The sequence below is a fragment of the Brevibacterium sp. AGC70 genome, from assembly GCF_057334195.1.
Map to the genome: position 1 here is coordinate 190,685 of NZ_JBHFIH010000017.1, position 25,476 is coordinate 216,160.

Consider the following 25,476-nt stretch of genomic DNA (forward strand, 5'->3'; position numbering starts at 1 on the left):
CGGCCCCCGTTTCTGTTCTGTGCTTCGGAGTCCGTCCCTCGCCGCTCAGCGCCGTTCGTTGACGAGCAGGGCCAATTGCACGCGGGTGCTGACGTCGAGTTTGTAGAAGATGCGCGCCAGGTGGGTCTTCACCGTGGCCGTGGAGACGAACAGCGCCCGCGCCACCTGTGCGTTCGTCATCCCCTGAGCGACCGCCTCGGCGATCTCCCGTTCCCGTGTGGTCAGGGGCTCCAAGGGATCGGGTCCGATCGGGGCACTGTTCCAATTCGAAGCACCGGCCATCCCTGTCGCCGAGGTGGTGTCTCGTCCCAGCAGAGACTCGACCGCGCTGGGTGACAAGGTTCGTGTGCCGTTCGCGGCTGCCCGAACCGCGTGGATGAGATCTTCTGGCGGAGTGTCCTTGAGGATGTAGCCGGCCGCTCCCGAGCGCAGTGCCTGAAGCACGAATTCATCGGTGCCGAAGGCCGTGAGGATGAGGACCTCCGGATGAAGAGTCTGAGCCATGAGGGCACGGGTGGCCTCGAGTCCGTCCATGACGGGCATGCGGATGTCCATGAGAATGAGGTCTGGACTCAGCTCTCGGGCAAGTTCGATGGCCTCGGCACCGTTGGCAGCCTCGGCGATGATGTCGATGTCATCGGCCGCGCCGAGGAGCAGGCGCAGACCCGAGCGCATGAGGGACTCGTCGTCGGCGATGATGACTCTGATGCTCATGCGCTGATCTCTTCCGTGTTCTGGACGGGGATGCGAGCTCGCAGTTCGAAGTCAGGATAGTGGCTGACCTCGAGGTCACCGCCCATCGCCTCCACCCTCTCCTTGATGCCCAGAATTCCCAGGCCGGAGCCGGCGATGTACTGCTTGCGGTGGGGTTCGCCGTGTGCCGGGGCGCCGAGGAGGCTGTCCGGGTAGTGATTGTGCGCGGTCATCGTGATATATCGAACGGCGTCGCCGCCCTCGCCGCCGATGGTGATGGTGAGCATCTCACCGAGCGCGTGTTTGAGAGCATTGGTCATGGTCTCTTGGACGAAGCGGTAGATCGTCATCCGTTCGAGGCTGCCCAGGGTATGCAGTGATTCGGAGGTGAGCGGCTCGGAGTAGATCAGAGTCACCGACTCAGGGCGATCGGCGACGAGGCGGTCGAGATCGGGGTCGATCACTGTGCCTTGGTCGTCTCCGCGCAGCATCGTCAGGACCTCTCGCAGCTCGAATCCCGAGCGGCGGGCGCTGCTGGCGATGAGTCGGGCGCTCTCGTGGACGGACTCGGGGTCGAGGTCTCGCCTGACAGACAGTGCACCGGAGTACATGGCGATGACGCTGAGGTGGTGCGAGAGCGAGTCGTGCATGTCGCGGGCGATGCCGCGGCGCACCTCAGCGACGGCACGGTCCTGGCGCGAGCGTTCGCGCAGAAGTGTCTGCGCGGCGGTGTCGATGAGCCCCTGTTCGCGGGATCCGCGGATGACGCCGATGACGACGATCATTGCGTAGACGGTTCCGTTGACGAGGAACAGCGGAAGTTCGAACGCTCCGACCGCCGTCGGGGTGAGCGTGTACGTCAGACCCTGGGAGATGATCGCGGCAGCGAGGCAGGTGAAGTCGAGTGACCAGCTGCGTCGGGACGTGAGGGTGATGAGGATGAGCAGTCCGGCGAACGCGCCGAGGACGCCGATCGTACCGGTGACGATGCCGAGGAATCCGACCGCCACCGGAACCCAGCCGCCGGGCCGACGCTGCAGGGACTCGACGGAGTCGTCCGAGGCGAGGAATTCTACGCCGCCGCGACCAGTGCTCGTGAGGAAATCACGCAGCTTCTCTGCCGCAATCACCTTGGGGCGCAGGGATCTGCGGGGGATCGTCCGTCCGTCGAAGGCAAGGACGACGGGCAGGCAGGCCAAAGAGATGATGCCGAAGAATATGTGGATGAACAGTTCTGCACCGAGCGCTCCGGTGCGGGCACCCGCCTCCTCGAAATCCGGCCATTCGGTTCCGACGATGACGATGAGCGCGAACACGCCGATGGCCGCCGAGATGCCCGTCCAGAGGAGGGCATGGGTCAGGGCGCGCCGGTCGGGTCGAAGTCTCACCCTTTGAGGCTACCGCTCACGCTCGCTTGACGCTGTCGCCCGAAAGGATGAGATCAACCGCTCCGATGGCCGACGGCCCTCGCCGACACCCGTCCGCCCCGAGGCTTCAGCCTGCGGGCAAGGTAGCGAGTACTTCGAACCCGCCCTCGGCAGTCGGCCCCACGTGCAGCGTTCCGTCGAGTGCCTCGACCCGTTCGCGCATACCCTTGAGACCGAATCCTCCGCCGAGGTGTCCTCCGTCGGACTGGCCCGAGCCCCCGTCGGACAGGCCCAAGCTCTCGTCAGGCTGGTTCGAACCCGGAACCCCGTTGACGACACCGACCCACAGCTGCCGCTCATCGATGCGAACGGATACCCGAATCGGGGCTCCGGGAGCGTGGCGCAGGGAATTCGACAGTGCTTCCTGGACGAGGCGGAACGCGGTCAGTCCGGTCGTCGGGTTGAGCGAGATCGGTCCCGCAGGGAATTCGAGTTCAACCTCGGCGCCCGAACCGCGAGTGGCCTCGACGAGGTCGGGAATGTCATCGATCATCGGCTGCGGAGCCAGATCGGCATCGCGGCCACCGCGCAGAATCGCCAGCAGACCGCGCATCTCGTTGAGCGCCTGTCGAGCGGAGCCGGCGATCGAGTCGAACTCCTCAACGCTTCGAGTATCGAGTTCGGGCAGTCGGTAGCGGGCCGTGGTGGCCTGGACGCTGATGACGGACATGCTGTGAGCGACGACGTCATGGAGTTCCTGGGCGATCCTGTTGCGTTCCTCGAGCTCTTGACGCTTGGCCAGCTCCTCGGCACTGAGCTGTCGCTCCGTGGCCAGCTGAGTGCGACCGCGAATCCACAGATTGCCGATCATCGCGACGATCGAGATCCCTGCAGTGAGCGAGACCGTCGTGATGACATTCGCCAGCGCCCCCGACAGCCCTCCCGCATGGGGCAAGGTCAGGCTCAGCGCGCCGAGCACCGTGGACAGTGACCACAGGATGACGAGGTGGAGCCAGCTGTGCCGCAGCCCGATGATGAGGTGGAGGAAGAGCAGTGAGAGGATCGACGTCGCCGTCCACGGCCACACCAGACCGAAGGAGTCTGCGGTGAGGATGATTCCGGCCGCAGCCGAGACCAGCCCGACGACGATCGCGGTGACAGGTCTGCGCACGGCGAGGACCAGGGCGCCGCTCTGGCCGAGGGCGACGAGCATCGCAATGACGGTCGAGGATTCATAGAGCGCTGCAGTCACTGGCCATCCGACGGCCACGAGCACCACGCCGACGAAGATGCTGATCAGCCAGAACCAGCCCTCTCCGGCGGCCCGCGTCAGAAACGAGTTGGCTGCCGGCAACCCCGGGGCTCTCGATCCCGAGGAAGTCGCCGAGGCGGTCCCGTCGGGAGCGTAGCCCGTGAAGTCACCGGCTCGTGCTTTTCCCGCCGCGGTCACCTCATCGTGGCCGGGCGCCAGCCCTGCCGTGATCGCTGCGATCTCCAACCGGGCCATGGCATGCAGGACGAAGGGGAAGGTGACGAGGAGGATGACTCCCGCGATGAACTGGAAGGTCGCCTCGGCGCCGAATCCCAGAGCCACCACGGGGGTGTCGTTCCACCATGCGGCGATGAAGCTGATGAGATCGGTGTTGTCGTCGGGGAGGAAGCGTCCCCAGAAAAAGTAGGTCATCCCGCCCAGGGCACCGAAGAACCAGGGGATCACCACGGAGAAGGTGAAGAGCCGGATGGGCAGGGCGAAGACTGCTTCGAACAGCAGGTCGAGCCAGCGTCGTCCTTCGGCCATGACACCGAACCACCCGCTGATTCCGCGTCCACGGGGACGACGGACCACCTCGGCGATGGGGGCTCCCCACTGCCGGGCGCGGGCCCGGGAGAGGTTCGCGAACCCGGTCGCGACGTAGAGAGTCACGGGCAGGAGCAGAGCGCCGATCCAGATGACGATGGTGGAGATTGAGACCGAGAACATCGTGATGAGAACGATGAACCCGATGAGGGAGATGAAGAATCCGGGGAGGACGAGGATGGCATCCCGGCCCAGGTTGTGCCACATCCGCGACCACCATGACCGGGTCTGCGGCGGCGTATCTGGGGGACGGGGCACGTTCTCAGAATACGTGCTCGGCCCCGAAGGCGCATCAGTGTATGAGGATTCGAGGGTCTGGTTCATGATCGGATTCCTTGGCTGTTGCGAGCCGGTGTTCGCGGCTCTGGTGAGAGGGGTGCAGGAACGTCTGCTGGGATGCGCCCTGTGGGGACCGACTTCGATTCGAGGACGCGGGGATGGAACTGCGAGAGCATCCAGACCCCGGCGATCCCACCGCCGGCAGCGAGCAGCAGCAGGCCGATGGCCATGGGGGTGAGGCCCGCGTACTCGCCGAAGAAGGCGGCGCCGATGACCACCGCCACGATCGGGTCGATGACGGTCAGCCCCGCGAGCACCGTCTCTGGAGGGCCAGAGGCGTAGGCGGTCTGGACCAGCCAGAATCCCACCGCCGAGGCGAGGGCCACGGCTGCCAGCATCATCCACCACCGCGAGCCCGATGTTTCGAAATCGGGCAGGCCCTCGGTCACGACGGTCCTGGCGAGGACGTGGGTCGCGGCGGCGACGGTGCCGAAGATGATGCCGGTCATGATGACTCGTGGGATGTGCCCGGCCCGGCTGAGTGCGAAGAGCGCGCCGAAGACGCTGAGGGCGACGAGGAGTGCCAGCAGCCAGGTCACCGCTTCCTCGGTGGCGACGAGTTCGTGGGAGAACTGCGCCGAGGTGGTCACGAAGGCGAAGATCGAGAACATCGTCACCCCGATGCTGATGAGCAGTGGGGCGCCGAGCTGCAGGCCGAAGTACCGGCGGCTGATGAGCGCGGCGAAGACGAGGGAGATCGCGCCGATGGGTTGGACGATGGCGACGGGGCCGAGTCCCAGGGCGACGACGTTGAGGACGGTCACCATGCCCATCAGCCCCAGGCCGGCGGCCCAGGTTGCCCGACGTTTGGGCCCGGGCGCCATGGTGGCGACGGCGTACTGCTGGAAATGCGTGCCGAGTGCCAAGCAGAAGGCTGCGAGCGTGGCGAGGATTATCGCGGTGATGATCATGGTGTGCACGCTAAGGACCCGGTGTCATGGGGCGCATCATACGAAGGAGTGATTGTGCCGACGCGGAAGTGCTACTTGAGGATGAAATCGGCGCAGGCAGGGAGTCGTCCGCCTGATTTCACGGGTATTCGAGGGGCTCTGACAGTGCGGGTCGGGTAGCGTAAGAGCATGCCAGAAGCAGGAGCGTCAGGTCCGAGTCCGACACCGCGCCCAACGCCGAGTCCCGCGCCGGGATCGATTGCGCGCGACGGGGTGCCGCCGCCCTCGTCTGAGACGACGCGGGTCGCCATCGTTGATGACCAGGCCATGGTTCGCCAGGGGTTCGGAGCCCTTCTCGATGCACAGCCGGACATGACTGTCGTCGGCAGTGCTGAAGACGGTTCGCAGGTCGTCGACCTCGTGCGCAGAACCTCGCCCGACGTCATTCTCATGGACATCAGGATGCCGAAGCTCAACGGCTTGGATGCCACCCGTGCGGTGTTCTCGATGCCGGGGGACCACCCGAAGATCATCATGCTCACCACCTTCGATGCCGATGAGTACGTGTTCTCGGCACTGCGCGCGGGAGCGAGCGGGTTCCTGCTCAAGGACGCCACAGCCGAAGACATGATCACCGCTGTGCGCGTGGTCGCCGACGGTCAGTCGCTCTTGGCGCCGTCCGTGACCCGCCGCCTCATCTCCGAGTACGTGAGTGGGCCCAGAGTCACCAAGGACACTGCCGTCCTCGGGCAGCTGACCGACCGTGAGATCGACGTCATGACGCTGGTGGCCAAGGGCCATGCCAACGCCGAGGTGGCTGCGCACCTGTTCCTGGCCGAGCAGACGGTGAAGACCCACGTGTCCAGAATCCTGTCGAAGCTGGGACTGCGCGATCGCACCCAGATCGTCGTCGCCGCCTACGAATCCGGGCTGGTCGTCGCCGGCAGTTGAGCGCAGCAGCCTCGGACCTCGGACTGCAGGGCCGCCGCGGGGGAAGCGGGCGCCTAGTTCCGGGTGAAGGGGGCGCCGAGTTCTTTGACGATCGTCTCCGCTGAGCCTGTCTGGGCGCCGCGATAGCCAGTGCCGGCCCACAGGTGCAGGCCCTGCGGGTCATCATCCTTCTTCGCCTGGGTGCGGAATGACTTCGTCAGGTGATGAAGAGCCGGGTAGGCATCGACTGCGATCGGATCGAACTTCCGCACAAAGTCATTGACCAGCGCACGAGCTGGTCTGCCGGTGAATGCCCTGGTCAGCTGTGTCTCGTCGAAGTCCGCGGACTGCAGGGCCGCCCGATGAGTCGGCGCAGTGCCTGCCTCATCGCTCAGAAGCAATAGTGTGCCCACGACCACGGCGCTCGCCCCAGCCTGCAGCAGCTCGTCGACGGACTCCGGGCTGTCGACTCCACCTCCGGCGGCCAGGGGCAGATCCACCTCGGCGAGGACATCTTTCACGAGATCGACGGTGGCCCGATCCTCGATGGACCGAGTCGGATCGGCGGTGCCCGAGTGCCCGCCGGCGCGAGGACCCTGGACGATGAGAGCGTCGATGCCGCGATCGGCAGCCATACGGGCCTCGGCGGCGGTCGTCACGGTGGCCACCACTTGAGTGCCGACGGAATGGAGACGATCGACCACCTCGGCGGTGGGGATGTTGAACGTCATCGACACCAGGGGCACGGGGTTGTCGACGAGGTAGTCGACCTTGTCGGTGTAATGATCGTCGTCATCAACGGGCTCGGGATCGATGGCGACGCCACGATCGGCCGCAACGGGCTCGAGTGCCGAGACGAAGGCGTCGAAGGCACCGCGATCGATGGGCACAGTGTTCGGGGCGAAGAGATTGACGCCGAAGTTCTCGGTCGTCTCCCGCATGCGCTCGACCAGAGGGGCCAATGCTTCGGCGCTGAGATAGCCGCCGGCCACGAAGGGGAATCCGCCGGCACGGGCGACCGCGGCTGCGAGCTCGGGCGTCGTCGTTCCGCCCGCCATCGGGGCTCCGATGATGGGCAGGTCGGTGGTCTCGAAGGCGATCGTCGTCATCGTTGCGTGCTCCTCAATAGGACGTTCGGGACGAGTTGAGTCCCTGATCGGGTGATGCTCTCGTTGCCATTCTTGCACTCACGTTGGGCCGAAGCACTCGGAGGGCGGGCGGGGTCGATGAGGGTACGGAGTCGGGGCGTACCGACTCACCCGAAAGTAGTGCTTGGACGGACTCAGATCGGAACTCAGAGGTGATGTGTGGGCGGCGATCGCGCCCATAGCTTCGGATATATCGAACGACGAGCTCCGCACTCCGTGCAATCAGCGGAGCTCAATCCGACAAGGAGCCGACATGTCACTGACCCTCAGCAGGTCGCCCGAGGCCGGGGCGAACAACCTGCCCGTCCCGCCCAGCGACACCACTCATCGACCGCACCGGGACCAAGCCATCGACCTGATCCGCTTCGGCTGCCTCGTCGTCGTGGTGATCCTGCATTCGATGATGAGCGCAGCTGTGCTCGGAGCAGACGGTGACGTTGTGCCCACGGTGGCGCTGCTGCATACCGCTGGCTTCACAGCCGCCTCGTGGTTCTTCCAGATCATGCCGCTGTTCTTCTTCATCGGCGGATACGCAGCCATCAACGGGTGGCGACGCACCCAAGCCACCGGAGGCACCTGGGCCGACTATATTCGCGCCCGTCTGCGCCGCCTCGTCATTCCGGTCGCCACCCTCATCGGCCTCGCCGGCGCGGGACTGTCGATCGCCTCGGAACTGGGCGTTCCCGCAGACCTGCTCGCCGAGGCGAGCACTCGCATCGGGCAGCCCCTGTGGTTCCTCGCCGTCTATGTCGGGCTGACCTCCCTGGTTCCCCTGGCGGTGCACTTTCACGAAAGGGCGCCGAGGAGGACGATCGCGGCGCTCGCCGGTGCTGTGGTCGCGGTGGATGGCTTGGTCGCACTCACGGGAGTGAACGGACTGGGGTATCTCAACTTCCTGTTCGTATGGCCCCTGATTCAGCAGTTCGGCTTCTTCTACGCCGACGCCATTCATCGTCCCGTGCGGACCTGGTCGGCCTGGACCATGATGGTGCTGTCCCTGGTGAGCCTCGGAGTGCTCGTCGGACTCGGGGTCTACAGTCCGAACATGCTCATCAACCTCAACCCGCCGACCGGTGCCTTGGTGCTGCTGGGCATTGCGCAGATGTGCATCCTGCGACTGAGCCATGCGCGTCTGAACGAGATCGTGTCCGGTGGTTCGGATCGGACTGCGGCCGGACACGAATACCGTGCCCGCATCTGGGAACGTGTCATCTCCTGGGGCAACACCTACGGCATTCAGGTCTACCTGTGGCACATGCCTATCGTCATCACCCTCATCGGAGCTCTGGGCTACGCAGCTCAGCTGCTGTCTGGGGTGCCGGCAGGAGATGGGCTGTCAGCGGCTGGGATAATGCTCCCTGAGATCGAATCGAACTGGTGGTGGCTGACCAGGCTGCCATGGCTGATCACGGTGATGGGACTGGCTGCGCTATTGGCAATGGCCATGTCGAAGATCCCGTTCCCCAGGGAGGCGAGGTTGGCCACGTTCGGGCGCGCAGCGGCGAGGGGTGTGCGGGAGATCTTCTCGACTTCCGAGGCTCGAGTGGGTCAGCGTCTGTCGCGTCCTGTGCCTCGGGCCCTCACCGCGGTCGCTCTGGCAATGGGCGGCATCGCGATCGCACTCCTCGTGGGAATCGCTCCACTGATCTGGACGCTCGTCTCTGTTTCGGCGCTCCTGACTTCACTGGTGCTGGCAGCCACCATGAAGGCAACGGGGTCTAAGGGGGCTGCAGCGACGGAGATGCCGGCGGAGGATCGTGGCAAAGCGATTGTCAGTCTCGGCTGAGGAGTGATCGGGACCGCATCGCCGCTCAGCTCACTCCACCGATTTCGCCAGCTGCTCGGTGACGGTGCCCCAGCCGTCGAAGAAGCCGAGCTCCTCGTGACGGGCGCGCTGCTCGGGGCTGCCATGGCGGACGATCGCCCTATAGTCGGTGCCGTCGGCGTGGTCGCTCAAGATGATCTCAGTGGTCATGGAGACAGGGTCGGGAAAGGCCGGGTGCCAGGAGCTGTTGACGGCGTTTGTGAACACGAGGCGACTGAAGTCCTCGATGACGAGGAAGACTGCGTCGACGTGCGGCACAAACGATTCGCCGTCCTCGCTCATCATGGTGGAGAAGGCCCCTCCGGGGCGCAGCTCCAGCGCTTCGACGCGGAGGGTGAGCGGTTCTGGAATCCACCACTTCGCCAGCTTCTCGGGATCCGTCCACGCGGACCAGATGGTGTCTTTGGGTGCCCGGATCACTCGGCGGATCGAGAGGTCGAGATCGGGGTCAATGTGTCGGGTGCGAGCGAGATGTGCGGTCATGAGTCTTCCCTACTGTGAGTGGTGTCGCTGTCGCCGGTGTCGCTGTCGCCGGTGACGAACTGCTCGAGACGATCTGTGCTGGCATCCCAGATGAGTCTCTGCTCGGCGAGCCAATCATTGAGCAGTGTCAGGCGATCGCGGTTGAGTGCGCAGGTGCGCACTCGTCCTGACTTCCGTGTCCGAATCAGCCCACACGATTCCAAGGTGCGCACATGCTTCATGAAAGACGGGAGCGAGATCGACAAGGGCTCTGCCAATTCTCCGATGCTCGCCGGTCCGTGGCCGAGGCGATGAATCACGGTGCGCCGCGTGGGATCGGCAAGTGCGGTGAACATCGCATCGAGCTCCTCCGAATACTTAGCCATGAAGCTAAGTATCGCATGGCTCGGAGATAAAAGACCCACAGATCGAGGAATTTTCCGGCTCAGACCCTTTCGTGACAGAAGATGACGCCGGAAGACCCTCACATGACGGCTGGTGACATCCCAGGTCGTGCTCGAAGACAACGAGCCCACGAGCGGTTGAGACTGGTGGAACTTCGGCAGCGAAGTCGAAGCGTCATCAGTGAAGGAAGGACCCGCCGTGAGCATCACCCAGAACGGAATCTCAACCCGCTCGGTGCATTCGGGCGCCGACCCTGAATCGCACACCGGTTCGGTCGTCGCCCCTATCTTCCAGACCTCGACCTTCATGATGGACACCCCGGGCCAGACCCGCGCAGGCTTCGACTACGCGCGCACGGGCACCCCGAATCGCAGCGACCTCGAACAGGTGCTGTGCGAACTGGAGAACGCCTCCTTCGCGGCGGCGGTGAGCTCGGGGACTTCTGCAGAGGTCGCAGTCTTCTCCGCGCTGCTGGGTCCCGGCGACGAGATCATCATCCCGCGCGACATCTACGGCGGCACCTACCGGCTGCTCGTCAACGAATACGAGCGCTGGGGTGTGCACATCCGCACCGTCGACCTCACCGACACCGAGGCGCTGGCCGCCGCGATCTCGGCCAAGACCGCGATCGTCTGGGTCGAGACCCCAAGCAATCCCGGTCTCGACATCGTCGACATCGAGGAGACGGCCAAGCTCGCCCACGCAGCGAACGCCATCCTCGCCGTCGACTCCACCTTCGCCACCCCGATTCTGCAGCGCCCCATCGAGCTCGGCGCCGACATCGTCATCCACTCGACGACCAAGTTCATCAACGGCCACTCCGATGTCATCGGCGGTGCCGTTCTCGCCGGTGACGGTTCGACCTGTCCCCGTGCCGCCGAGGTTGTCGAACGACTCGAGTCCTACCTCGCATCCGTCGGATTGGGCATCGCCCCCTTCGATGCGTGGCTGACCCGTCGCGGCATCAAAACCCTGCCGGTGCGCATCGCCAAGCACTGTGAGAACGCGCAGGCCGTGGCGCAGTGGTTGGAGCGCCGCCCCGAGGTCGCTGAAGTGTATTACCCAGGTCTGTCATCTCACCCGGGCCATGAGGTCGCGAAGAAGCAGATGAGCGGCTTCGGGGGAGTGGTCTCATTCCGCACCGACACCGAGGCACGAGCTCTGTCGCTGGTGAAGAGCACGAAGCTCATCACCCTGGCCGAATCGCTCGGCGGGGTCGAGTCCCTCATCGATCATCCTGCGACCATGACTCATCTGGCGGTTGCCGACTGCGAACTCAGCGTTTCGCCGACGTTCATCCGCCTGTCCCTGGGCATCGAAGACATCGCCGACATCCTCGCCGACCTCGAATCGGCGCTCGCCGCGGCCGCGCAGAAGCCGGACGGCGTGAGCTCCGATGCGGAGGTGCTGGGTGCGGATTTTCCAACTGCGGATCCCTCACCGTCAACTCTTCAACACCCCGTTGCAACGGTATGAATTGATGCCCGCAGTGCCACGCACAGTGCCAGCGGTGGCGCGTGGAGCTCTGGGTAGGATTCACGCCTAGCGGTGCGTGGTGGGGCGGTAGGAATCGCAGCTGGCGGTGCGTGGCGCGTGTGCGCGTGGTCACGGGGCGTGGGGAAAACCCGACGCAGGGTAGGCGGTCAACGTGCTGTCGGCAGCTTGCCGTCTCCCGTAGCGTTATTGCTATGAGTGAGAACACCCCCACGAACCCACACGAATCGGAGCCGCAGAGCGCCGATTCCCTGGAGTCCCAGACACCAGAAGCAGCACCGGAATCGGACAGGCCGATCGGCGCCGAGGCGATCGTCAACGCACCCCCAACCGCAGAGACTCCCGCGGCTGCGGAGGCCCCCGACACCGCGAACGGCTCCGAGCCTTCGGGCAACGGCGCGGCCGACGAGTCCGCAGACGCGCCGTTGGCGACGGAGGCCGGACAGTTTCGGACGGCTCCGATGGAGTTGGAGGTTCCCTTCAGCCGCGGTGCCGCTCAGCAATACGGATCGGCTCACCATCAGGAATCGCCGGCGACTGACCACCCAACGCAGCAGTACACGCAGGCCTATCCCCAGACCCGCGTGATGAATGCGAACTCCCCGCAGGGGTTCTCGCAGCAGACACCCTCACAGCACCCCACTCAGGCGTACCCGTCCCAGAGCACCCACTCCTCCGGACCTGGCAATCTCCAGCAACAGGGCGCACTCCAACAGCCCGGCACCCTGCAGCAGCCCGGCTACCAGCCGCGCACCTACTCCACCCAGCAGCAAAGCCCACAGCAGGGCCAGCACCCCAAGCAGCTCCCTGCGCCCGTGCCCGGGGCCAACGGCCAGATGCCGATGCAGCCGGTGCCGCCACCTCGGCGGAAGAAGCCGAAGTCGGAGAACGTCACGTACGCACCTGCGACCGGGGCGATGCCGCTGACGCGTGAGGAAGGCACCGAGATTCCCGCCGACGGTCCGATCGAATGGCCGCAGAAGCGAGTCGGGATCGTCGGCGTCGCGAACCTCGTGCTCTCCGCCGTGATGGCTGTGGTCTGGGCCTGGATCCCGCTCGGGCTGCTGTTCACCGGCTTCGGCGGAATATTCGCCCTCGGCCTCGGCGTGCTCGCGCTCGTTGCCTGGGTCGTCGTCCAACAGGGCGCGAACGTGTTCGAACGTTACCGGGCCGAGCTCATCTACGGCGACCGGATCCCGGTCCCGAAGATCGAACGCAGCACCCGAGAATCAGCCTTCGGCCGTTTCTTCCACAATCGTTGGCTGCACGTGAAATCCGGGTCCTTCTGGCGATCGACTGCCCACCACTACGTGAAGATGCTGCTCGGCGCGATCATCGTCGGCGGCACCATCGCCGGCATCTGCGGGGCAATCATCGGCATCTTCAGCGCCATCAATCCTGAGGGCATCACCGACTTCTTCTTCCGTGGAACCACCGGTGGGCTGGGGCGCACCGGCGTCGCTATCGGATCTCTCATCGTCCTTGCCAGCTCACTGGCGATCCTGTGGTTCGCCCCGTACCTCGACAGGGCACTCGACCGCAGCCTCCTGCCACCGGCACGCACCGCTGCTCTGCAGGCCGAGGTCACCGATCTCGACCGGGCCCGTATGGCCGGGATCGAAGCCGCGGGTGCGGAGCGACTGCGCATCGAACGCGACCTCCACGACGGAGCCCAGCCGCGACTCGTCGCCCTGAGCATGACGCTGGGCATGGCGAAGTCGAAGATCGACAAGGATCCAGAACGAGCCAAAGAGCTCGTCTCCGAAGCCCACGCAGAGGCGAAGGGCATCGTCAATGAACTCCGCCAACTGGCACGTGGAATCCACCCTGCTGTGCTCACAGACCGTGGCCTCGACGCGGCCGTCTCCGCATTGGCCGGACGCTCGACGATTCCCGTCGAGGTCGACGTTCGACTCGCTGGGCGCATCGATCGGGAGGCCGAAGCCGTTGCGTACTTCGTCGTCGCAGAGTGCCTGACGAACATCGCCAAGCACTCGGGTGCGACACATGCTCGAGTCTTCATCGCTCCGATCGAGGCCGGCCTGCAGATCGTCGTCACCGACAACGGTCAGGGCGGTGCGCGCATCGACCGATCGGGCCGCCACACCGGGATCGCCGGTTTGGTCGATCGCGTCGAAGCCGCTCGTGGGACACTGAACCTGACCAGCCCCGCAGGTGGGCCAACTACTGTCGTTGTGGAGGTGCCATGCGCATCGTAATTGCCGAAGACTCTGCGATCTTGCGAGCCGGACTCGAGAGGCTTCTGGTCGATGCCGGGCATGAAGTGATCGCCGCCGTCCCCGATGCCAACGAGCTCCTGGCGACGGTCCACAACACTCCGCCGGACCTCGCCATCATCGACGTGCGCATGCCGCCGACGTTCACCGACGAAGGCATCCGCGCCGCAGTCCTCATCCGCAAGCAGAACCCCGACGTCAAGGTGCTCGTGTTCAGCCAGTACGTGGAGGAGCAGTACGCATCCGAACTCATCGCTGAGAACACCGGTGGCTTCGGATACCTGCTCAAGGACCGGGTCGCCGATGTCGAGGACTTCCTCGCCGCAGTCGACGAGGTCGCCTCCGGCGGTACGGTCCTCGACCCCGAGGTCGTCTCGCAGATCCTCGTGCGCACACGCAAGAAGGACGGGCTCTCAACCCTGAGCCCGCGCGAACTCGAAGTCCTCCAGCTCATGGCCGAGGGCAAATCGAATGCCGCAATCGCCCGCACCCTCTACCTCAGCGCCGGAGCAGTAGAGAAGCACATCAGCTCGGTGTTCACCAAGTTCGGCCTCACCGCCGACACCTCGGACAACCGACGCATCCTCGCCGTCCTCACATTCCTCGGAGCATAGAATGCCTGCCACAGTCCACGTCAGCGAATCCACCCGCGCGAGCATGAGAGTGATCATCACGATCGCCGCGCTCGTCGTCCTCCTCGTCCCGATCGCCTTCAGCGTCGCGCACGGAGCCTCTCGTCTGAACTACGCGAAGCTCGACGTCTCGAAGCCGCTGTCGACCTCGGTCACGGACCTGAAGTTCCTCCTCGACACCACCGCATCGGTGACCGTCAAGACCACCGAGACCGATGAGCCGACTGTCCGGCTCACCGCCACCGGGCCCCGCGACGAAGCACCGACGCTGCAGGTGAGAGGGACCGGGGACGCGTCGACAGTGTCCGTCGACGATCAGCGAAACCTCGAGAACGCCCAGATCGAGGTCACCCTTCCTGCCAAGACCTCGAAGGAGATGAAACTCGATTTCAACGGCGGCTACGGTGCCATCGACGTCGTAGGTGACTACCTGGAGATCGTCGCGAAGACAGATGGCGGCGCCGTCGATGTCAGCGGCTCGGCCGAGCGTCTGCAGACGTCGACCGACTACGGAATGACTGACCTGAGCGGGACTTTCGACACCATCGAATCCAAGACCGGTGTGGGCACACTCAACGGTTCGAATCTCAATGTTCGCGATCACGTCGACGCGGTGACCTCGACGGGTACGATCGATCTCGATTTCTCCAACGACATGGTTCCGATGTCCGGCATCGTTGCCAAGGCTGACGAAGGCACGATCGACATCCGCCTGCCGCGCTTGGACCTGGCCCAGGAGAGGATGGCCGCCGAGGCCGCCGCTTCCAAGGATGACGACGGCAGTGCCGCTGACTCCAAGGATCTGTTCTACCGCATCAACGCGAACTCGAATGAGGGGAGCGTGGATCTGGCCAGGGACCTCAAGAAGTACGACGCTGCGAGGGCCTCGAAGGGTGCCGAGGGCAAAACGGTCATCCCCGTCTCCGCAAGCGCCGACATGGGTACGATCACCATCGAGCAGAACTAGACTGGTGCCTACGGTGCCCGTCGGCGCAACCGCCGGCGGGCACCGCCATTCGGTCAGCGTTCCGCTGGCCCTGTGACTCGACAGTCGCCGATATACCGAATCCAGGGGATGAGACATGCAGATCACCGTCTATGGAGCCACCGGCACATTCGGCCGCAGACTCGTGGCACACCTGCGTGAACGTGAGCACTCGGTGATCGCGGCCCACCGCGGAATCGGGGTCGACACCTATGCCGGAGAGGGAGTCACCGAGGCTGCCGAGGGGAGCGATGTCCTCGTCGACTGCGTCAATTTCATGACGAACAACCGGCACAAGGCACTTGACTTCTTCTCACGCAGCTCCCGGTCGATCGCCCTGGCCGCGGCAGAGAACCCAGGAGCAGCGATGGTGTGTCTGTCCATCGCCTTCAAGCCTGAGGTCGCCCAGTCCAAGCTGCTCGGCTACTACCAGGCCAAAGAGCTGCAGGAACGGGTCTATCGCAGACTGATCCCCGCCGACCAGCTGCTCATGTTCAGATCAGCCCAATGGTTCGAGCTTGTTGACACAATGACGTTCACCGCAGGTCCGGTGGCATTCGTGCCGAAGATGCGAGTCCGGGCCCTGGCCGCGGACGAGGCCGCTCGAATGATGGCCGAGGCCATCGATGCAGGAGAACGCGGAACCATCGAGGTCGCCGGCCCCGAGGTCAGCGACTTTCCGACGATCGCGCGCAGGACCGCGGCGGCCGACGCAGACTCGGCCGTAAGTGACGGAGCAGGTCCGAGTGGGGGACCCCGTACGAGAGGTATCCCGAAGATCGTTTCCGTTCCGATCCCAGGATCGATGTCCGGCAATGGCCTCATCCCCGATTCGCCGAGGCTCTCCGCCGTCACCGTCGATGAATGGATCCGTTCCCGCTGAGCTGCAGACATGAAGTTGTAGTATCCAGTCGGGAGGAAATACATGGACTGGCTGGAATTCGGACTCGACGGCACCGATGCGGTGAGGATAGTCGTATCCTGCATTGCCTTCTACCTCGGCATCATTATTCTCGTCCGCGTATTCGGCCAAAGGACGCTCGCGAGCCTCTCGAGTTTCGACCTTGCCGCCATCATCGCCTTGGGTGCGATCGTCGGTCGTTCGATCCTCGGTGACACTCCGACCCTCTTTGCTGGTCTCCTGGCCCTGGCCACTCTGCTGATCCTCCAGGCTCTGACCGGAAAGGCCCGCCGTTTCCATCGCATTGCCGGCGTCGTCAACAGTCCCGCGATTGTACTCATGGCAGGCAGCGAGCTGCTGTTCGACAACCTTGCCAGGGCCCATGTCGACCCCGCCGAAGTGTATTCGAAGCTGCGAATGGCGGGAATCCGACAGCGCGCCGAGGTGGCATGCGTGATCCTCGAGCCCACAGGTCAGATCAGCGTCACCCGGAGAGGGGTGCCGATCGATGACGAGATGCTGCGCGGCGTCATCGGAGCTGAGCGAATTCCCCACGAGAGCTGAGCCCCGCGGCCACGCAGAGACTGAGATCTCTGCCGCTCAGCGATCGAGCCCGAGGACCCGCGCACCATTGCGCCACAGCACCGAGCGTATCCAGTCATCGCCGAGTCTCAGCCCTGCCAGCCCCGAGATCTGATCCGCATAGGGGTAGGGAATATTCGGGAAGTCCGAGCCGAGGATGATCTTGTCCTGCAGACCAGCCAAGCGATTACGGTAAGCCGGGTCCACCTCGGCGGGGGAGGAGAAGAACCCTGACACGTACATCGTCGTGTCCAGGTGGACTCCGCTGTAATCCTCGGCCAGGCTCGCGAACGCACCATATTCGGGCATGCCCATGTGGGCGATGACGAGCTGCAGGGATGGGTAGCGCTCGAGCACCTTGGCCACCGCCTGCGGTCCGGTGTAGGTGCCGGGCAGCGGCTCGGAGCCAGCGTGGATGACGATGGGCACCTGTGCCTCGGCCAGTGCAGCCCATGCGCGATCGAGCACAGGGTCATCGGGGGAGAAGCCGCCCACCTGGATGTGGACCTTGAACAGCCGGGCTCCGGCCGCCAACGCCTCGGGCACATAACCAGCGGATTCCGGCTCAGCATAGAGCGTTGCGCAGTGGATGACGTCATCGTGGGCGGCGGCGAACTCGCGGTTCCACTCGTTGAGCCAGGCGGCCATGCCTGGTTTGTGCGGGTAGGTCAGTGCCGGGATGGCACGTACGCCCAGGTCACGGACGATCTGGAGGCGGGTCTCCGTGTCATAGCGGTAGTGGATCGGCCACGGATAGCCATAGCTGGCTTCGGCGGCGTCGAAGTATGCCCACACTTTGTCGAGGACGTTGGTCGGCAGGAAGTGGATGTGGATATCGGCGAGGCCGGGGATGCCCAGAGTCTCGAGGTAGCCCGGAATGTCGGCATCGGTGCGTGGAGGTTCGGCCGCGGTCGTCTCGCTGTGATCAGTCGCGTCCTTGCGATCGGGAAGTGTGAAGTCGTCCATGCCCACCACCTTAGGCGGTGGCCGCTGAGCGGGCTGAAACGGTGGCTGAAATGAGCTTTCGTGTGTGTCCAGCCCTCACTCATGACGTGAACTTAGACTGCCGGTATGGAGTTCACCGATCCGTACGAGATCGACGTCCCACCCGGCACACGTCACGTGGGTGAGGGGCCCTTCTGGAGGCCCGGCGATACCGTGACGTGGTCGTTTCGACGATTCGATTTCGACCGCGACCACGCCGAGGTGCGCCGGCCGATGCGTGTGATCGAGGACGGGCCGGACGGTGCCGTGCTGTGGACGGCCGGAGGAACCGAGACCACCGATACGAGGATCGTCGGCTGGGAGGATTCGAATCCCCACGACGTTCCGTTGCGTGCCCGTTTCCGCCCGCCCGCCGAGGCGCCTCGGCGCATCAATGTTCCCGGCAGGTGGCGCGGGCTCGGGGTGCTCAAGATCGTCCCGCCCGGAGTTCCGTTCTCCGTGTGGGTGCTGCTCAAACCGGCTGTCGATGGCACAGTTCGTGCGGATTGGTATGTCAACCTCGAAGCCACCCATCGCCGCACGAGTGTTGCCCTGTACACCAGCGATCACATCCTCGATATCACGTTCCCCGTCGCGAGCATGCCGTTGCACAATACGGCCGGCCTCAACCCGAACGGGGCGGTGTTCAAAGACGTCGACGAGCTCGCCGCCGCAGCGAACTACGGTGCTTGGCCGCGTGAGTGGACGGACATCATCCGGAGCAATGGTGCGAAGCTGCTTGACCACCTCGGCGAGTTCACCTGGGCATTCGATTCGAAGTGGGAGACGATGGCACGCAGTCTGGTGTCGCGGACGACAACGAATTCTTCGCAGAATCAGGAACATCAGCGGATTCGAAGTGGTTGCTACACCAAGGACTGGATCTGAACACTACAGTTCCAGCCCGCAGACCAGCAGCGACCGTGCGCAGACAGTGCACGGCGTCGATGAAAGGAATCATGTCCATGACGACTAACCACCGGATTCTCCTAAACTCCCGACCAGTAGGAACACCCACTGCTGAGAACTACCTGCTCGACGAGGTAGAACTGCCGAAGCCGCAGGACGGTGAGGTTCTGCTCCGGACCCTGTACCTCTCACTCGACCCTTATATGCGCGGTCGGATGTCGGATGCGAAGTCCTATGCGAAGCCGGCTGAGGTCGGCGATGTAATGGTTGGCGCCACAGTCTCAGAGGTCGTCGAATCGAACTCGTCAGACTTCTCCACCGGAGACACAGTCCTCGGCTATGGCGGATGGCAGGAGTACTCCGTTGAGAAGGCTGCATACCTGCGCCGCCTCGATCCCGAAGTCGCCCCCGTCAGCACCGCGTTGGGTGTGCTGGGCATGCCTGGCTTCACCGCATACGCAGGACTCCTTGAGATCGGGCGCCCGCAGGAAGGCGAGACTGTGGCCGTCGCTGCTGCTACCGGCCCCGTCGGCTCCGTCGTCGGCCAGATCGCGAAGATCAAGGGCGCGAAGGCCGTCGGCATTGCCGGTGGGCCCGATAAGGTCGCCCACCTGAACGAGCTCGGGTTCGATGTGGCACTTGACCACAGGACGGGCAACCTCAAGAACGAGCTCAAAGAATCGGTTCCGCAGGGCATCGACGTCTACTTCGAGAACGTCGGCGGAGACGTGTTCAAGGCAGTGCTGCCACGTCTGAACACCTATGCACGCGTACCTGTCTGCGGACTCGTCGCCAACTACAACCTCACCGAACTGCCCGAAGGCCCGGACCGTTCAGGTGCGCTCATGGGCAACATCCTCACGAGGTCACTCAACGTCCGCGGCTTCATCCAGACAGAGTTCGTCGAGAAGCACCATGAGAACTTCCTGTCCGACATGAGCGGCTGGATCAAGGAAGGAAAGGTCCGCTACCGCGAGGACATTCGCCCGGGACTGGACAAGGCTCCCGAGTACTTCAACGACCTGCTCAACGGCCGCAACTTCGGCAAGATGGTCGTGGCCGTCGGCGCCGAGAGCTGAATCAGCCCCGCGGCGCTTCAGGCAACATCAACAGTTGGTAAGTTCTGGTCGAATTTCGTATGATTTTCGACCAGAACTTACCAACTGTTTCAGTTTCAGGCCATCTCTCGTGCCCGAATGTCGCCTTTGGGTCAGGTCGTCACAGGCAGGTACTTCGTGACTGGGAACGAGCGCCGCACGATCTCACGCAGATCCGACAATGAGGCGTCCTCCTCGACTAGGCCCATGGTTCGGGCTTGGACGAGGAGGTTGCCGATCGCGGTCGCTTCGACTGGTCCGGCTATGACAGGGCGGCTCGTCCGGTTCGCCGTCAGCTGGCACAGCAGTGCGTTCTGCGATCCGCCCCCGACGACGTAGATGGTGTCGCAGGCGGACGAATGGCGCTCGACCACCTCATCGCCGGTGGATGTGCGAGCGACCCGATGCTGTCTTCTGTGCCAACGACCTGCTTGCTGTGGGTTTCATGCAGGCGGTCATCATGTTCTCCGCGTTGCGCATCCCTGAGGATCTTGCGCTCATCGGCTATGACGACATCGACTACGCGTTTTCGACGATCGTGCCGTTGACCTCGATTCGGCAGCCGGCGGACCTGCTCGGACGCACCGCCGTCGAATCCCTGCTGGCGGAGAACGCTTCGGGTGAGCAGGTCCATCGGGACGAGAAGTTCACACCCGAACTCGTCGTTCGGCAGTCGACCCGAGCTGTCTGAGGACCTCAGGCGATCGACGGTTGGCGGCCAGTGACGTCGAAGATCTCCTCGACTGCGGCGGCGAACTCCAGGAGCCCCTGCTCGCTGCCCGGCGGACCCACGATTTGAAGACCGACCGGTAACCCGTCAGTCGTGAACGTGACCGGCAATGACAAAGCAGGGCAGCCGGTCATCGTGATCGTCGACGGCAGAGTCATCCACTCGAGATAGTCGTGCATGTCAACCCCGTCGATTTCGTGAGGGTAGTCGAGACGGCCGTCGAATGGGGCGACCTGAACGACGGGGCTCAGGAGGAAGTCGTACTCGGTGAAGTACCTGCGCATCCGCTCGCTGATCACCGCGCTGTGGAGTTCTGCCGCGCCCACCTCGGGCCCACTCAGCGCTCTGCCGAGTTCGACGTTCCAGATGACCGCGGCGCCGAGCTCTTCACGATGCGCATCGACGATTGGTCCGAGCGTCGCCTCCATCTGCCAGGCTCGCAGCACCGAGAAGGCATGCGGTGCCCCCGAGAGATCGGGAACCTCCTCTGTGATCGCGGCTCCGGCGGTCGCAATCGTCTCGATCACAGAGCCGAGTGCCATGCGGACTTCGGGTTCGACGGGAAGTCCGAGGCCGAAGTCGGTGCTCCAGCCTGCACGGACGCTGCGGATGGACTGGCTGTGGTGCAACGGTCCCAGAGCCACGTGGCGACCACCTGGAAAGCGTGGATCCTCACCTGCTTGGACGGAGAGGAGGAGATGGAGGTCGCGTACGGTTCGTGCGAGCGGGCCCTTGACCGACAGCCGCGACCAGGGTGTGGGATCCGGCCAGCTCGGGACGGTGCCGACGGACGGCCGCAGACCCACGACATTGCAGAACGATGCGGGTGTGCGAAGCGAACCGCCTGTATCAGAGCCGTCGGCTATGGGCAGCATGCGTGCCGTCAGCGCCGCTGCCGCTCCACCGCTGCTGCCGCCGGCGCTGCGTGCGAGATTCCACGGATTGTGCGTCTGCCCGTAGACGGGGTTGAACGTGTGCGATCCGAGGCCGAACTCGGGAACGTTCGTGCGTCCGATGGTCACCGCACCGGCGCGACGTTCGCGCTCGACGACGATGTGGTCCACCGCAGGAACACGATTCGCATGCACCGTCGACCCCGAGGTCGACACCCAGCCAGCCACGGGGAGAGTGTCCTTGTGAGCCATCGGCAACCCGTACAGAGCAGGCAGCTCTTCCCGGTCGCGGGTGAACGCTCTGTCGAGCTGCCGTGCGTTTTCCAGCGCCCGCTCGGGATCGAGCGCGACGATCGCATTGACGCGCTCGTTCGTCTCATCGATACGTGCGAGATGTGCTTCGAGGACCTCGACGACCGAGGCCTCTCCACGTTTCATGAGCGCCACGAGGTTGCTTGCGGTCGAGTCGACGAGCTCGGACGGAGAGGCGAGGGCATCTGCAGGTGTGCGGGTCATCAAAGTGTCACTCCAAAGCTTTCGAGAACTTGGACTATCGCCAGGAAGCCGAACAGTGCCAAGCAGGCACCGAGGATGGTGTTCGACCGCCAGCCGTTGCGCAGTGTTGTGGGAACCGTGCGGCGGTTCAGCAAGAAGAGCAGAGCAATCGAGAGGATCGGCAGAACGAATGCGCTCACCGTTGCGTAGACGATGACGAGGGCGACCGGTTCGCCGAGGGTCGAGGCGACGAGCGAGCAGATGAGGACGTAGACGAGCGTGAGCCGGTACGGCAGCGAAGACGGGGCCATCGACCGATCGGCCTCTGAGTCATCGATGCGCCGAAGGACACGAACAGCGTCGGAGATGAGGTACCCGATCGCCGAGAAGCCACCGAGGATCGAAGAGTAGACGATGGCTATCAGGCAGAGCAGATACGCGAGCCTGCCGATGTCGCCGGCCAGAGGGACGAGCGAGTCGGCGAGCGGGATGATCGCATCACTTCCACCGATCGACGTCTTCGTCGTGTGGAGGAGGAAGGTCCCGACAACGGTCATCGCCACTGCGAAGACGCCGATGAAGATGTAGCTGGAGATTGTGTCGATCCGGACGACGGGTTTCCACTGCGGCCCGTTCCATCCCTTCTCCCGAATCCAGTAGGCGTAGGCGATGATTCCGACAGCACCGCCGACACCGCCGATGAGTGAGAGGACTGTGATGAAAGAGCCGGCAGGGAGAGTGGGCGCGATCGTCTCCACAGCTGCCTGGGAGGCTCCGTCCACCTTCGCCGAGGCGACCGCAATCCAGATCATGCCGAAGAACATGAGGACGCCGAACCCGAGCATTGAGGACTCGACGATGTTGTAGCGACCGATCCCGATGAGGACCACAGCCGAGGCCACGATGACGACGAAGGTCGGCCAATACGGCAGACCCGGAATGAGCGCCTGCATGGTCAGCGTCGTGATGGCGGTGAGTCCGGAGCCGTAGAAGAACCCGACGAGCAAGACGATGCCGAGGAACACTGCAGGCAGGAAACGTCCGCCGAGGTCCGTGAGGTGGGAGAGGAAGGTGCGACTGCCTGTGAGCTGCAACCGAGCGATGGCCTCGGTCAGGCCGTATTTGAGGATGAGACCGACGACGAAGACCCAGATCAGACCCAGTCCGAACTGGGAGGAGGAATTGAGCGTCGTGACCATGTCACCGGCACCGACACTGGCCATAGCGAGCACGATGCCGGGTCCGATCATGCGGATCTTGCCCGCCCAGGTTCGCGGAGGTTCGCTTACTCGTGACTTCGTCGGCACCTCGGCGCCGGTGATCGGTGTCGTCCCTGAACTCATGATCTGCTCCTTTGCTGAGATCGGTGGTGTTACTGAGATGCTCCTGCCGCACCGGTGCCATCGACGCACCCGCGCCGGTGGAGTGCGAGTTCTCCTTGCGACGGAAAGTTGTGTCCCCACCGTAGGTCAGTGGCCGATATTCGACATGACTGTGGGAGCCAGTGGTGGAATCTGACAGAATGATGACTTATGTCGCCCACATCGCAGGACCCGGTGGCGGAAGTTCGTCATCCGCTCGGCCGTCGGTCCCTCCAGCCGATCGATGACCCGGACTCGGCGCGAATCCTTGCCGCTCTGCAGATACACCCCCGCGCTTCTTGGCCGCAGATCGCCGAAGCACTGGGATTGCACGAGAGGTCCGTCGCGCGACGGGGGCAGGAGATGATCGATCGCGGTCTTGTGCGCGTGGTGGCCGTATCTGCCGGAGCACCCGGTACCATCGTCGAGGTCGAAACAGAGCGGGGATCGGTAAGGATGGCGGCCAAGGCGCTCGCGAATCGACCGGATGTCAGCTGGCTCCATCTCACCACCGGACGATCGGACCTCGTCGGCGAAGTCACGGTTCCCGACATCGGTCTTGCTGAGGTCGTCATCGACGAACTGCAGGCCATTCCCGGTGCGCGAAGAGTGCGGACGAATCCTTCGCTCGACTACCTGAGAGTAGCCAAGGACTGGGATCCGGGGGTCCTCGCACCAGCGGAGTCGGAGAACCTGGCCGAGCAGAACGAGTTCGTCACCCCAGCCTATGAGGTGCGGCCGAACGTACCAGGACTCGATACGGTCGACGAGAAGCTCTGCGCCGAGCTCACTCGGTCCGGACGCGCGACGTTCGTCGACCTCAGCCGGACCACGGGCGTCTCGGAATCGACCGTGCGGAGGAGAATGTCCAAACTCGTCGCCGGCGGCCAGATAGCGATCCGTGCAGTGTTCGCACCACGTCGCGTCGGGCTGCCGATGACGGTAGTCATGCGTCTGTCGGTGACGCCGCGCCATCTGACTCAGGTGAGTCAGATGGTGGCAGCCGAAGCGAGGATTCGCAATGCGATGCTCACAACCGGCCGGTTCGACATCCTCATCCAACTCGACGTCGCTTCACGGGCCGACCTGCGAACCGTGCTCGCGAACCATCCGATGATGAAGCACGTCGATCGCGTCGAGACCGCGGTCGTGCTGAGATCGGCAAAGCGTTCCCGCATCCAATTCGAGGTCTGAGGCTCAAGAGAAGAAGGCGAACACCTCGGCGGGGTCGAGGTTGAAGCTCAGCGCCAGGCTGAGGACGATGCGGGCCTTGCGGGCGTCGAGGATCCCGGCCGGGATGAGGCCAGATTCGAGCAACCCGATCTCGCCTCCGGGGTAGCCGTAGGTGCGGGTCAGGCTCGCGCCCGAGCCTGGCCGCGATGCCAAGATCACGGGCATTTCTTCGCCGAGGCGGGTCACCGCCGGCACCAGATGTTCAGGGACATGGCCGCCACCGACACCGGCGATGACGACACCGGAGAAACCGGAGCCGAGGAGCTGGGTCAGTGTCTCCCCGGGTTCGCCCATCCCCACCTCGGCGAGGGCGACCTTCGCAACCGTGTCCGGACGGGGCAGTCCTGCGAACGGGGAGACACTCGCGGCGGGCGCGTGGGGGAGGCGGACTGTGTCCTCGCTGATCCACCCGATCGCGCCGAGGACCGGGCCGGAGGAAAATGCTGCTGTCGAGGTCACGTGGGACTTGCGGACGAAACGCGGGTCATGGATCTCGTCGTTGAAGACCAGACTTGAGGGCAGTCCACCGCTCAACGGAGAGAGCGCCGTCAGCGCGGCGGCGCGCACGTTTGCCGGTCCATCGGCGCCAGGCAGAGTCGGGTTGCGCATGGCTCCGGTGGCTGCGATGTGAGTAGCGGAGTCATTGAGCAACCAGAGGGCGAAGGCGCTCTCCTCAAGAGTGTCGGTGCCCTGAGTGAGCACGATGCCGTCGGCCACGGTCGCGCGGGCCAGTTCTCGGACCTCGAAGAGCATATCGAGGGTGACATTGGCGCTCGAGACCTGTGACACCTGGGTGAAGTCAGCCTGCAGGTCCGGCCAGATCTGGTCGAAGCCGGCGGCTGCGGCGATCTCGGCTCCGCTCAGGGCCGGGGCCACGCCTCCCGACTGGTTCGAGGTCGATGCGATGGTTCCGCCGAGGGCGGCGACAAGGAGGTGGGGAGCATTCTGCGACATGGGCAAGATTCTATCGGCACTGCTCTGCAGGTTCGGCGCTGGTGAGCGGGTTCGGTGTCATGGCCCTTTGCT

General features: G+C 64.3%; 23 protein-coding genes and 1 pseudogene. 12 read left to right on the top strand and 12 right to left on the bottom strand.

What is annotated here, in order from left to right:
• Window positions 1-45: 45 nt before the first annotated feature.
• The 4 genes from ACE03M_RS15150 to ACE03M_RS15165 all read right to left on the bottom strand — a co-directional run bounded on the left by ACE03M_RS15150 (window position 46) and on the right by ACE03M_RS15165 (window position 5,168).
• Entirely contained in the window at window positions 46-714 is a 669-nt protein-coding gene (locus ACE03M_RS15150) for a response regulator (RefSeq protein ID WP_143920909.1), read from the bottom strand.
• Window positions 711-2,081, bottom strand: coding sequence for a sensor histidine kinase (locus ACE03M_RS15155; protein ID WP_485934850.1), 1,371 nt, complete (start codon window positions 2,079-2,081; stop codon window positions 711-713). The genes ACE03M_RS15150 and ACE03M_RS15155 overlap by 4 nt, the downstream gene beginning before the upstream one ends.
• Window positions 2,082-2,187: 106 nt before the next feature.
• A complete protein-coding gene (locus ACE03M_RS15160; RefSeq protein ID WP_485934851.1) occupies window positions 2,188-4,242 on the bottom strand; it encodes a sensor histidine kinase in 2,055 nt (684 codons plus the stop codon).
• Window positions 4,239-5,168, bottom strand: a complete 930-nt coding sequence (locus ACE03M_RS15165) for a hypothetical protein (RefSeq protein WP_485934853.1) — start codon at window positions 5,166-5,168, stop codon at window positions 4,239-4,241. Before ACE03M_RS15165 ends, ACE03M_RS15160 begins: the two co-directional genes overlap by 4 nt.
• Window positions 5,169-5,336: 168 nt before the next feature.
• Here ACE03M_RS15165 and ACE03M_RS15170 point away from each other — a divergent pair, with 168 nt between their 5' ends.
• Window positions 5,337-6,098: a response regulator gene (locus tag ACE03M_RS15170; RefSeq protein WP_260847921.1), complete on the top strand. Its 762-nt coding sequence runs from the start codon at window positions 5,337-5,339 to the stop codon at window positions 6,096-6,098.
• 53 nt (window positions 6,099-6,151) lie between these two features.
• Here ACE03M_RS15170 and ACE03M_RS15175 read toward each other — a convergent pair whose 3' ends face one another.
• A complete protein-coding gene (locus ACE03M_RS15175; protein ID WP_485934855.1) occupies window positions 6,152-7,186 on the bottom strand; it encodes an NAD(P)H-dependent flavin oxidoreductase in 1,035 nt (344 codons plus the stop codon).
• Between the two features lie 292 nt (window positions 7,187-7,478).
• On the opposite strand from ACE03M_RS15175, the gene ACE03M_RS15180 reads away from it, so the two are divergent.
• Entirely contained in the window at window positions 7,479-9,011 is a 1,533-nt protein-coding gene (locus ACE03M_RS15180; RefSeq protein WP_485934857.1) for an acyltransferase family protein, read from the top strand.
• Between the two features lie 30 nt (window positions 9,012-9,041).
• Here the strand turns inward: ACE03M_RS15180 and ACE03M_RS15185 are convergent, their stop codons facing one another.
• Window positions 9,042-9,533, bottom strand: coding sequence for an SRPBCC domain-containing protein (locus tag ACE03M_RS15185; protein WP_485934859.1), 492 nt, complete (start codon window positions 9,531-9,533; stop codon window positions 9,042-9,044).
• Window positions 9,530-9,898 carry an ArsR/SmtB family transcription factor gene (locus tag ACE03M_RS15190; RefSeq protein ID WP_143920902.1) on the bottom strand — a complete coding sequence of 123 codons (369 nt, stop codon included), beginning with the start codon at window positions 9,896-9,898 and terminating at the stop codon, window positions 9,530-9,532. Before ACE03M_RS15190 ends, ACE03M_RS15185 begins: the two co-directional genes overlap by 4 nt.
• Window positions 9,899-10,115: 217 nt before the next feature.
• Between ACE03M_RS15190 and ACE03M_RS15195 the strand changes: the two genes are divergently transcribed.
• The 6 genes from ACE03M_RS15195 to ACE03M_RS15220 all read left to right on the top strand — a co-directional run bounded on the left by ACE03M_RS15195 (window position 10,116) and on the right by ACE03M_RS15220 (window position 16,730).
• The gene (locus tag ACE03M_RS15195) at window positions 10,116-11,393 is read left to right on the top strand and encodes a trans-sulfuration enzyme family protein (RefSeq protein ID WP_485934861.1); all 1,278 of its coding nucleotides are present in this window, start codon (window positions 10,116-10,118) and stop codon (window positions 11,391-11,393) included.
• Between the two features lie 212 nt (window positions 11,394-11,605).
• Window positions 11,606-13,630 (top strand): histidine kinase, encoded by a 2,025-nt coding sequence (locus ACE03M_RS15200; RefSeq protein ID WP_485934862.1) that lies wholly within the window; start codon window positions 11,606-11,608, stop codon window positions 13,628-13,630.
• Window positions 13,618-14,262: a response regulator transcription factor gene (locus tag ACE03M_RS15205; protein ID WP_009881760.1), complete on the top strand. Its 645-nt coding sequence runs from the start codon at window positions 13,618-13,620 to the stop codon at window positions 14,260-14,262. The genes ACE03M_RS15200 and ACE03M_RS15205 overlap by 13 nt, the downstream gene beginning before the upstream one ends.
• 1 nt (window position 14,263) lies before the next feature.
• Window positions 14,264-15,247 carry a hypothetical protein gene (locus ACE03M_RS15210; RefSeq protein WP_143920899.1) on the top strand — a complete coding sequence of 328 codons (984 nt, stop codon included), beginning with the start codon at window positions 14,264-14,266 and terminating at the stop codon, window positions 15,245-15,247.
• Window positions 15,248-15,362: 115 nt separating this feature from the next.
• Window positions 15,363-16,148: an SDR family oxidoreductase gene (locus ACE03M_RS15215; protein ID WP_143920898.1), complete on the top strand. Its 786-nt coding sequence runs from the start codon at window positions 15,363-15,365 to the stop codon at window positions 16,146-16,148.
• Between the two features lie 42 nt (window positions 16,149-16,190).
• A complete protein-coding gene (locus ACE03M_RS15220; protein WP_143920897.1) occupies window positions 16,191-16,730 on the top strand; it encodes a DUF421 domain-containing protein in 540 nt (179 codons plus the stop codon).
• 36 nt (window positions 16,731-16,766) lie between these two features.
• Here ACE03M_RS15220 and ACE03M_RS15225 read toward each other — a convergent pair whose 3' ends face one another.
• On the bottom strand, window positions 16,767-17,714 hold the full coding sequence (locus ACE03M_RS15225) for an amidohydrolase family protein (RefSeq protein ID WP_143920896.1): 948 nt from the start codon (window positions 17,712-17,714) through the stop codon (window positions 16,767-16,769).
• A 105-nt stretch (window positions 17,715-17,819) separates the two neighbouring features.
• Between ACE03M_RS15225 and ACE03M_RS15230 the strand changes: the two genes are divergently transcribed.
• Both ACE03M_RS15230 and ACE03M_RS15235 read left to right on the top strand, forming a co-directional pair.
• Window positions 17,820-18,620 (top strand): DUF402 domain-containing protein, encoded by an 801-nt coding sequence (locus ACE03M_RS15230; RefSeq protein ID WP_485934865.1) that lies wholly within the window; start codon window positions 17,820-17,822, stop codon window positions 18,618-18,620.
• Window positions 18,621-18,697: 77 nt separating this feature from the next.
• Complete coding sequence (locus ACE03M_RS15235; protein WP_485934867.1) at window positions 18,698-19,720, top strand: NADP-dependent oxidoreductase; 1,023 nt, start codon at window positions 18,698-18,700, stop codon at window positions 19,718-19,720.
• Between the two features lie 131 nt (window positions 19,721-19,851).
• Here ACE03M_RS15235 and ACE03M_RS15240 read toward each other — a convergent pair whose 3' ends face one another.
• Window positions 19,852-20,112, bottom strand: coding sequence for an FGGY-family carbohydrate kinase (locus ACE03M_RS15240; protein WP_485934868.1), 261 nt, complete (start codon window positions 20,110-20,112; stop codon window positions 19,852-19,854).
• A gap of 8 nt (window positions 20,113-20,120) precedes the next feature.
• On the opposite strand from ACE03M_RS15240, the pseudogene ACE03M_RS15245 reads away from it, so the two are divergent.
• Window positions 20,121-20,429: pseudogene (locus tag ACE03M_RS15245) on the top strand (substrate-binding domain-containing protein); the annotation flags it as partial.
• A gap of 5 nt (window positions 20,430-20,434) precedes the next feature.
• On the opposite strand, the gene ACE03M_RS15250 reads toward ACE03M_RS15245, so the two are convergent.
• Both ACE03M_RS15250 and ACE03M_RS15255 read right to left on the bottom strand, forming a co-directional pair.
• Entirely contained in the window at window positions 20,435-21,877 is a 1,443-nt protein-coding gene (locus ACE03M_RS15250; RefSeq protein ID WP_485934870.1) for an amidase, read from the bottom strand.
• Window positions 21,877-23,199 (bottom strand): Nramp family divalent metal transporter, encoded by a 1,323-nt coding sequence (locus ACE03M_RS15255; RefSeq protein WP_485934872.1) that lies wholly within the window; start codon window positions 23,197-23,199, stop codon window positions 21,877-21,879. Before ACE03M_RS15255 ends, ACE03M_RS15250 begins: the two co-directional genes overlap by 1 nt.
• Window positions 23,200-23,388: 189 nt before the next feature.
• Here ACE03M_RS15255 and ACE03M_RS15260 point away from each other — a divergent pair, with 189 nt between their 5' ends.
• Entirely contained in the window at window positions 23,389-24,411 is a 1,023-nt protein-coding gene (locus tag ACE03M_RS15260; protein WP_143920887.1) for an Lrp/AsnC family transcriptional regulator, read from the top strand.
• Between the two features lie 3 nt (window positions 24,412-24,414).
• On the opposite strand, the gene ACE03M_RS15265 is transcribed toward ACE03M_RS15260, so the two are convergent.
• On the bottom strand, window positions 24,415-25,404 hold the full coding sequence (locus tag ACE03M_RS15265) for an asparaginase domain-containing protein (protein ID WP_485934873.1): 990 nt from the start codon (window positions 25,402-25,404) through the stop codon (window positions 24,415-24,417).
• Window positions 25,405-25,476 lie beyond the last annotated feature (72 nt).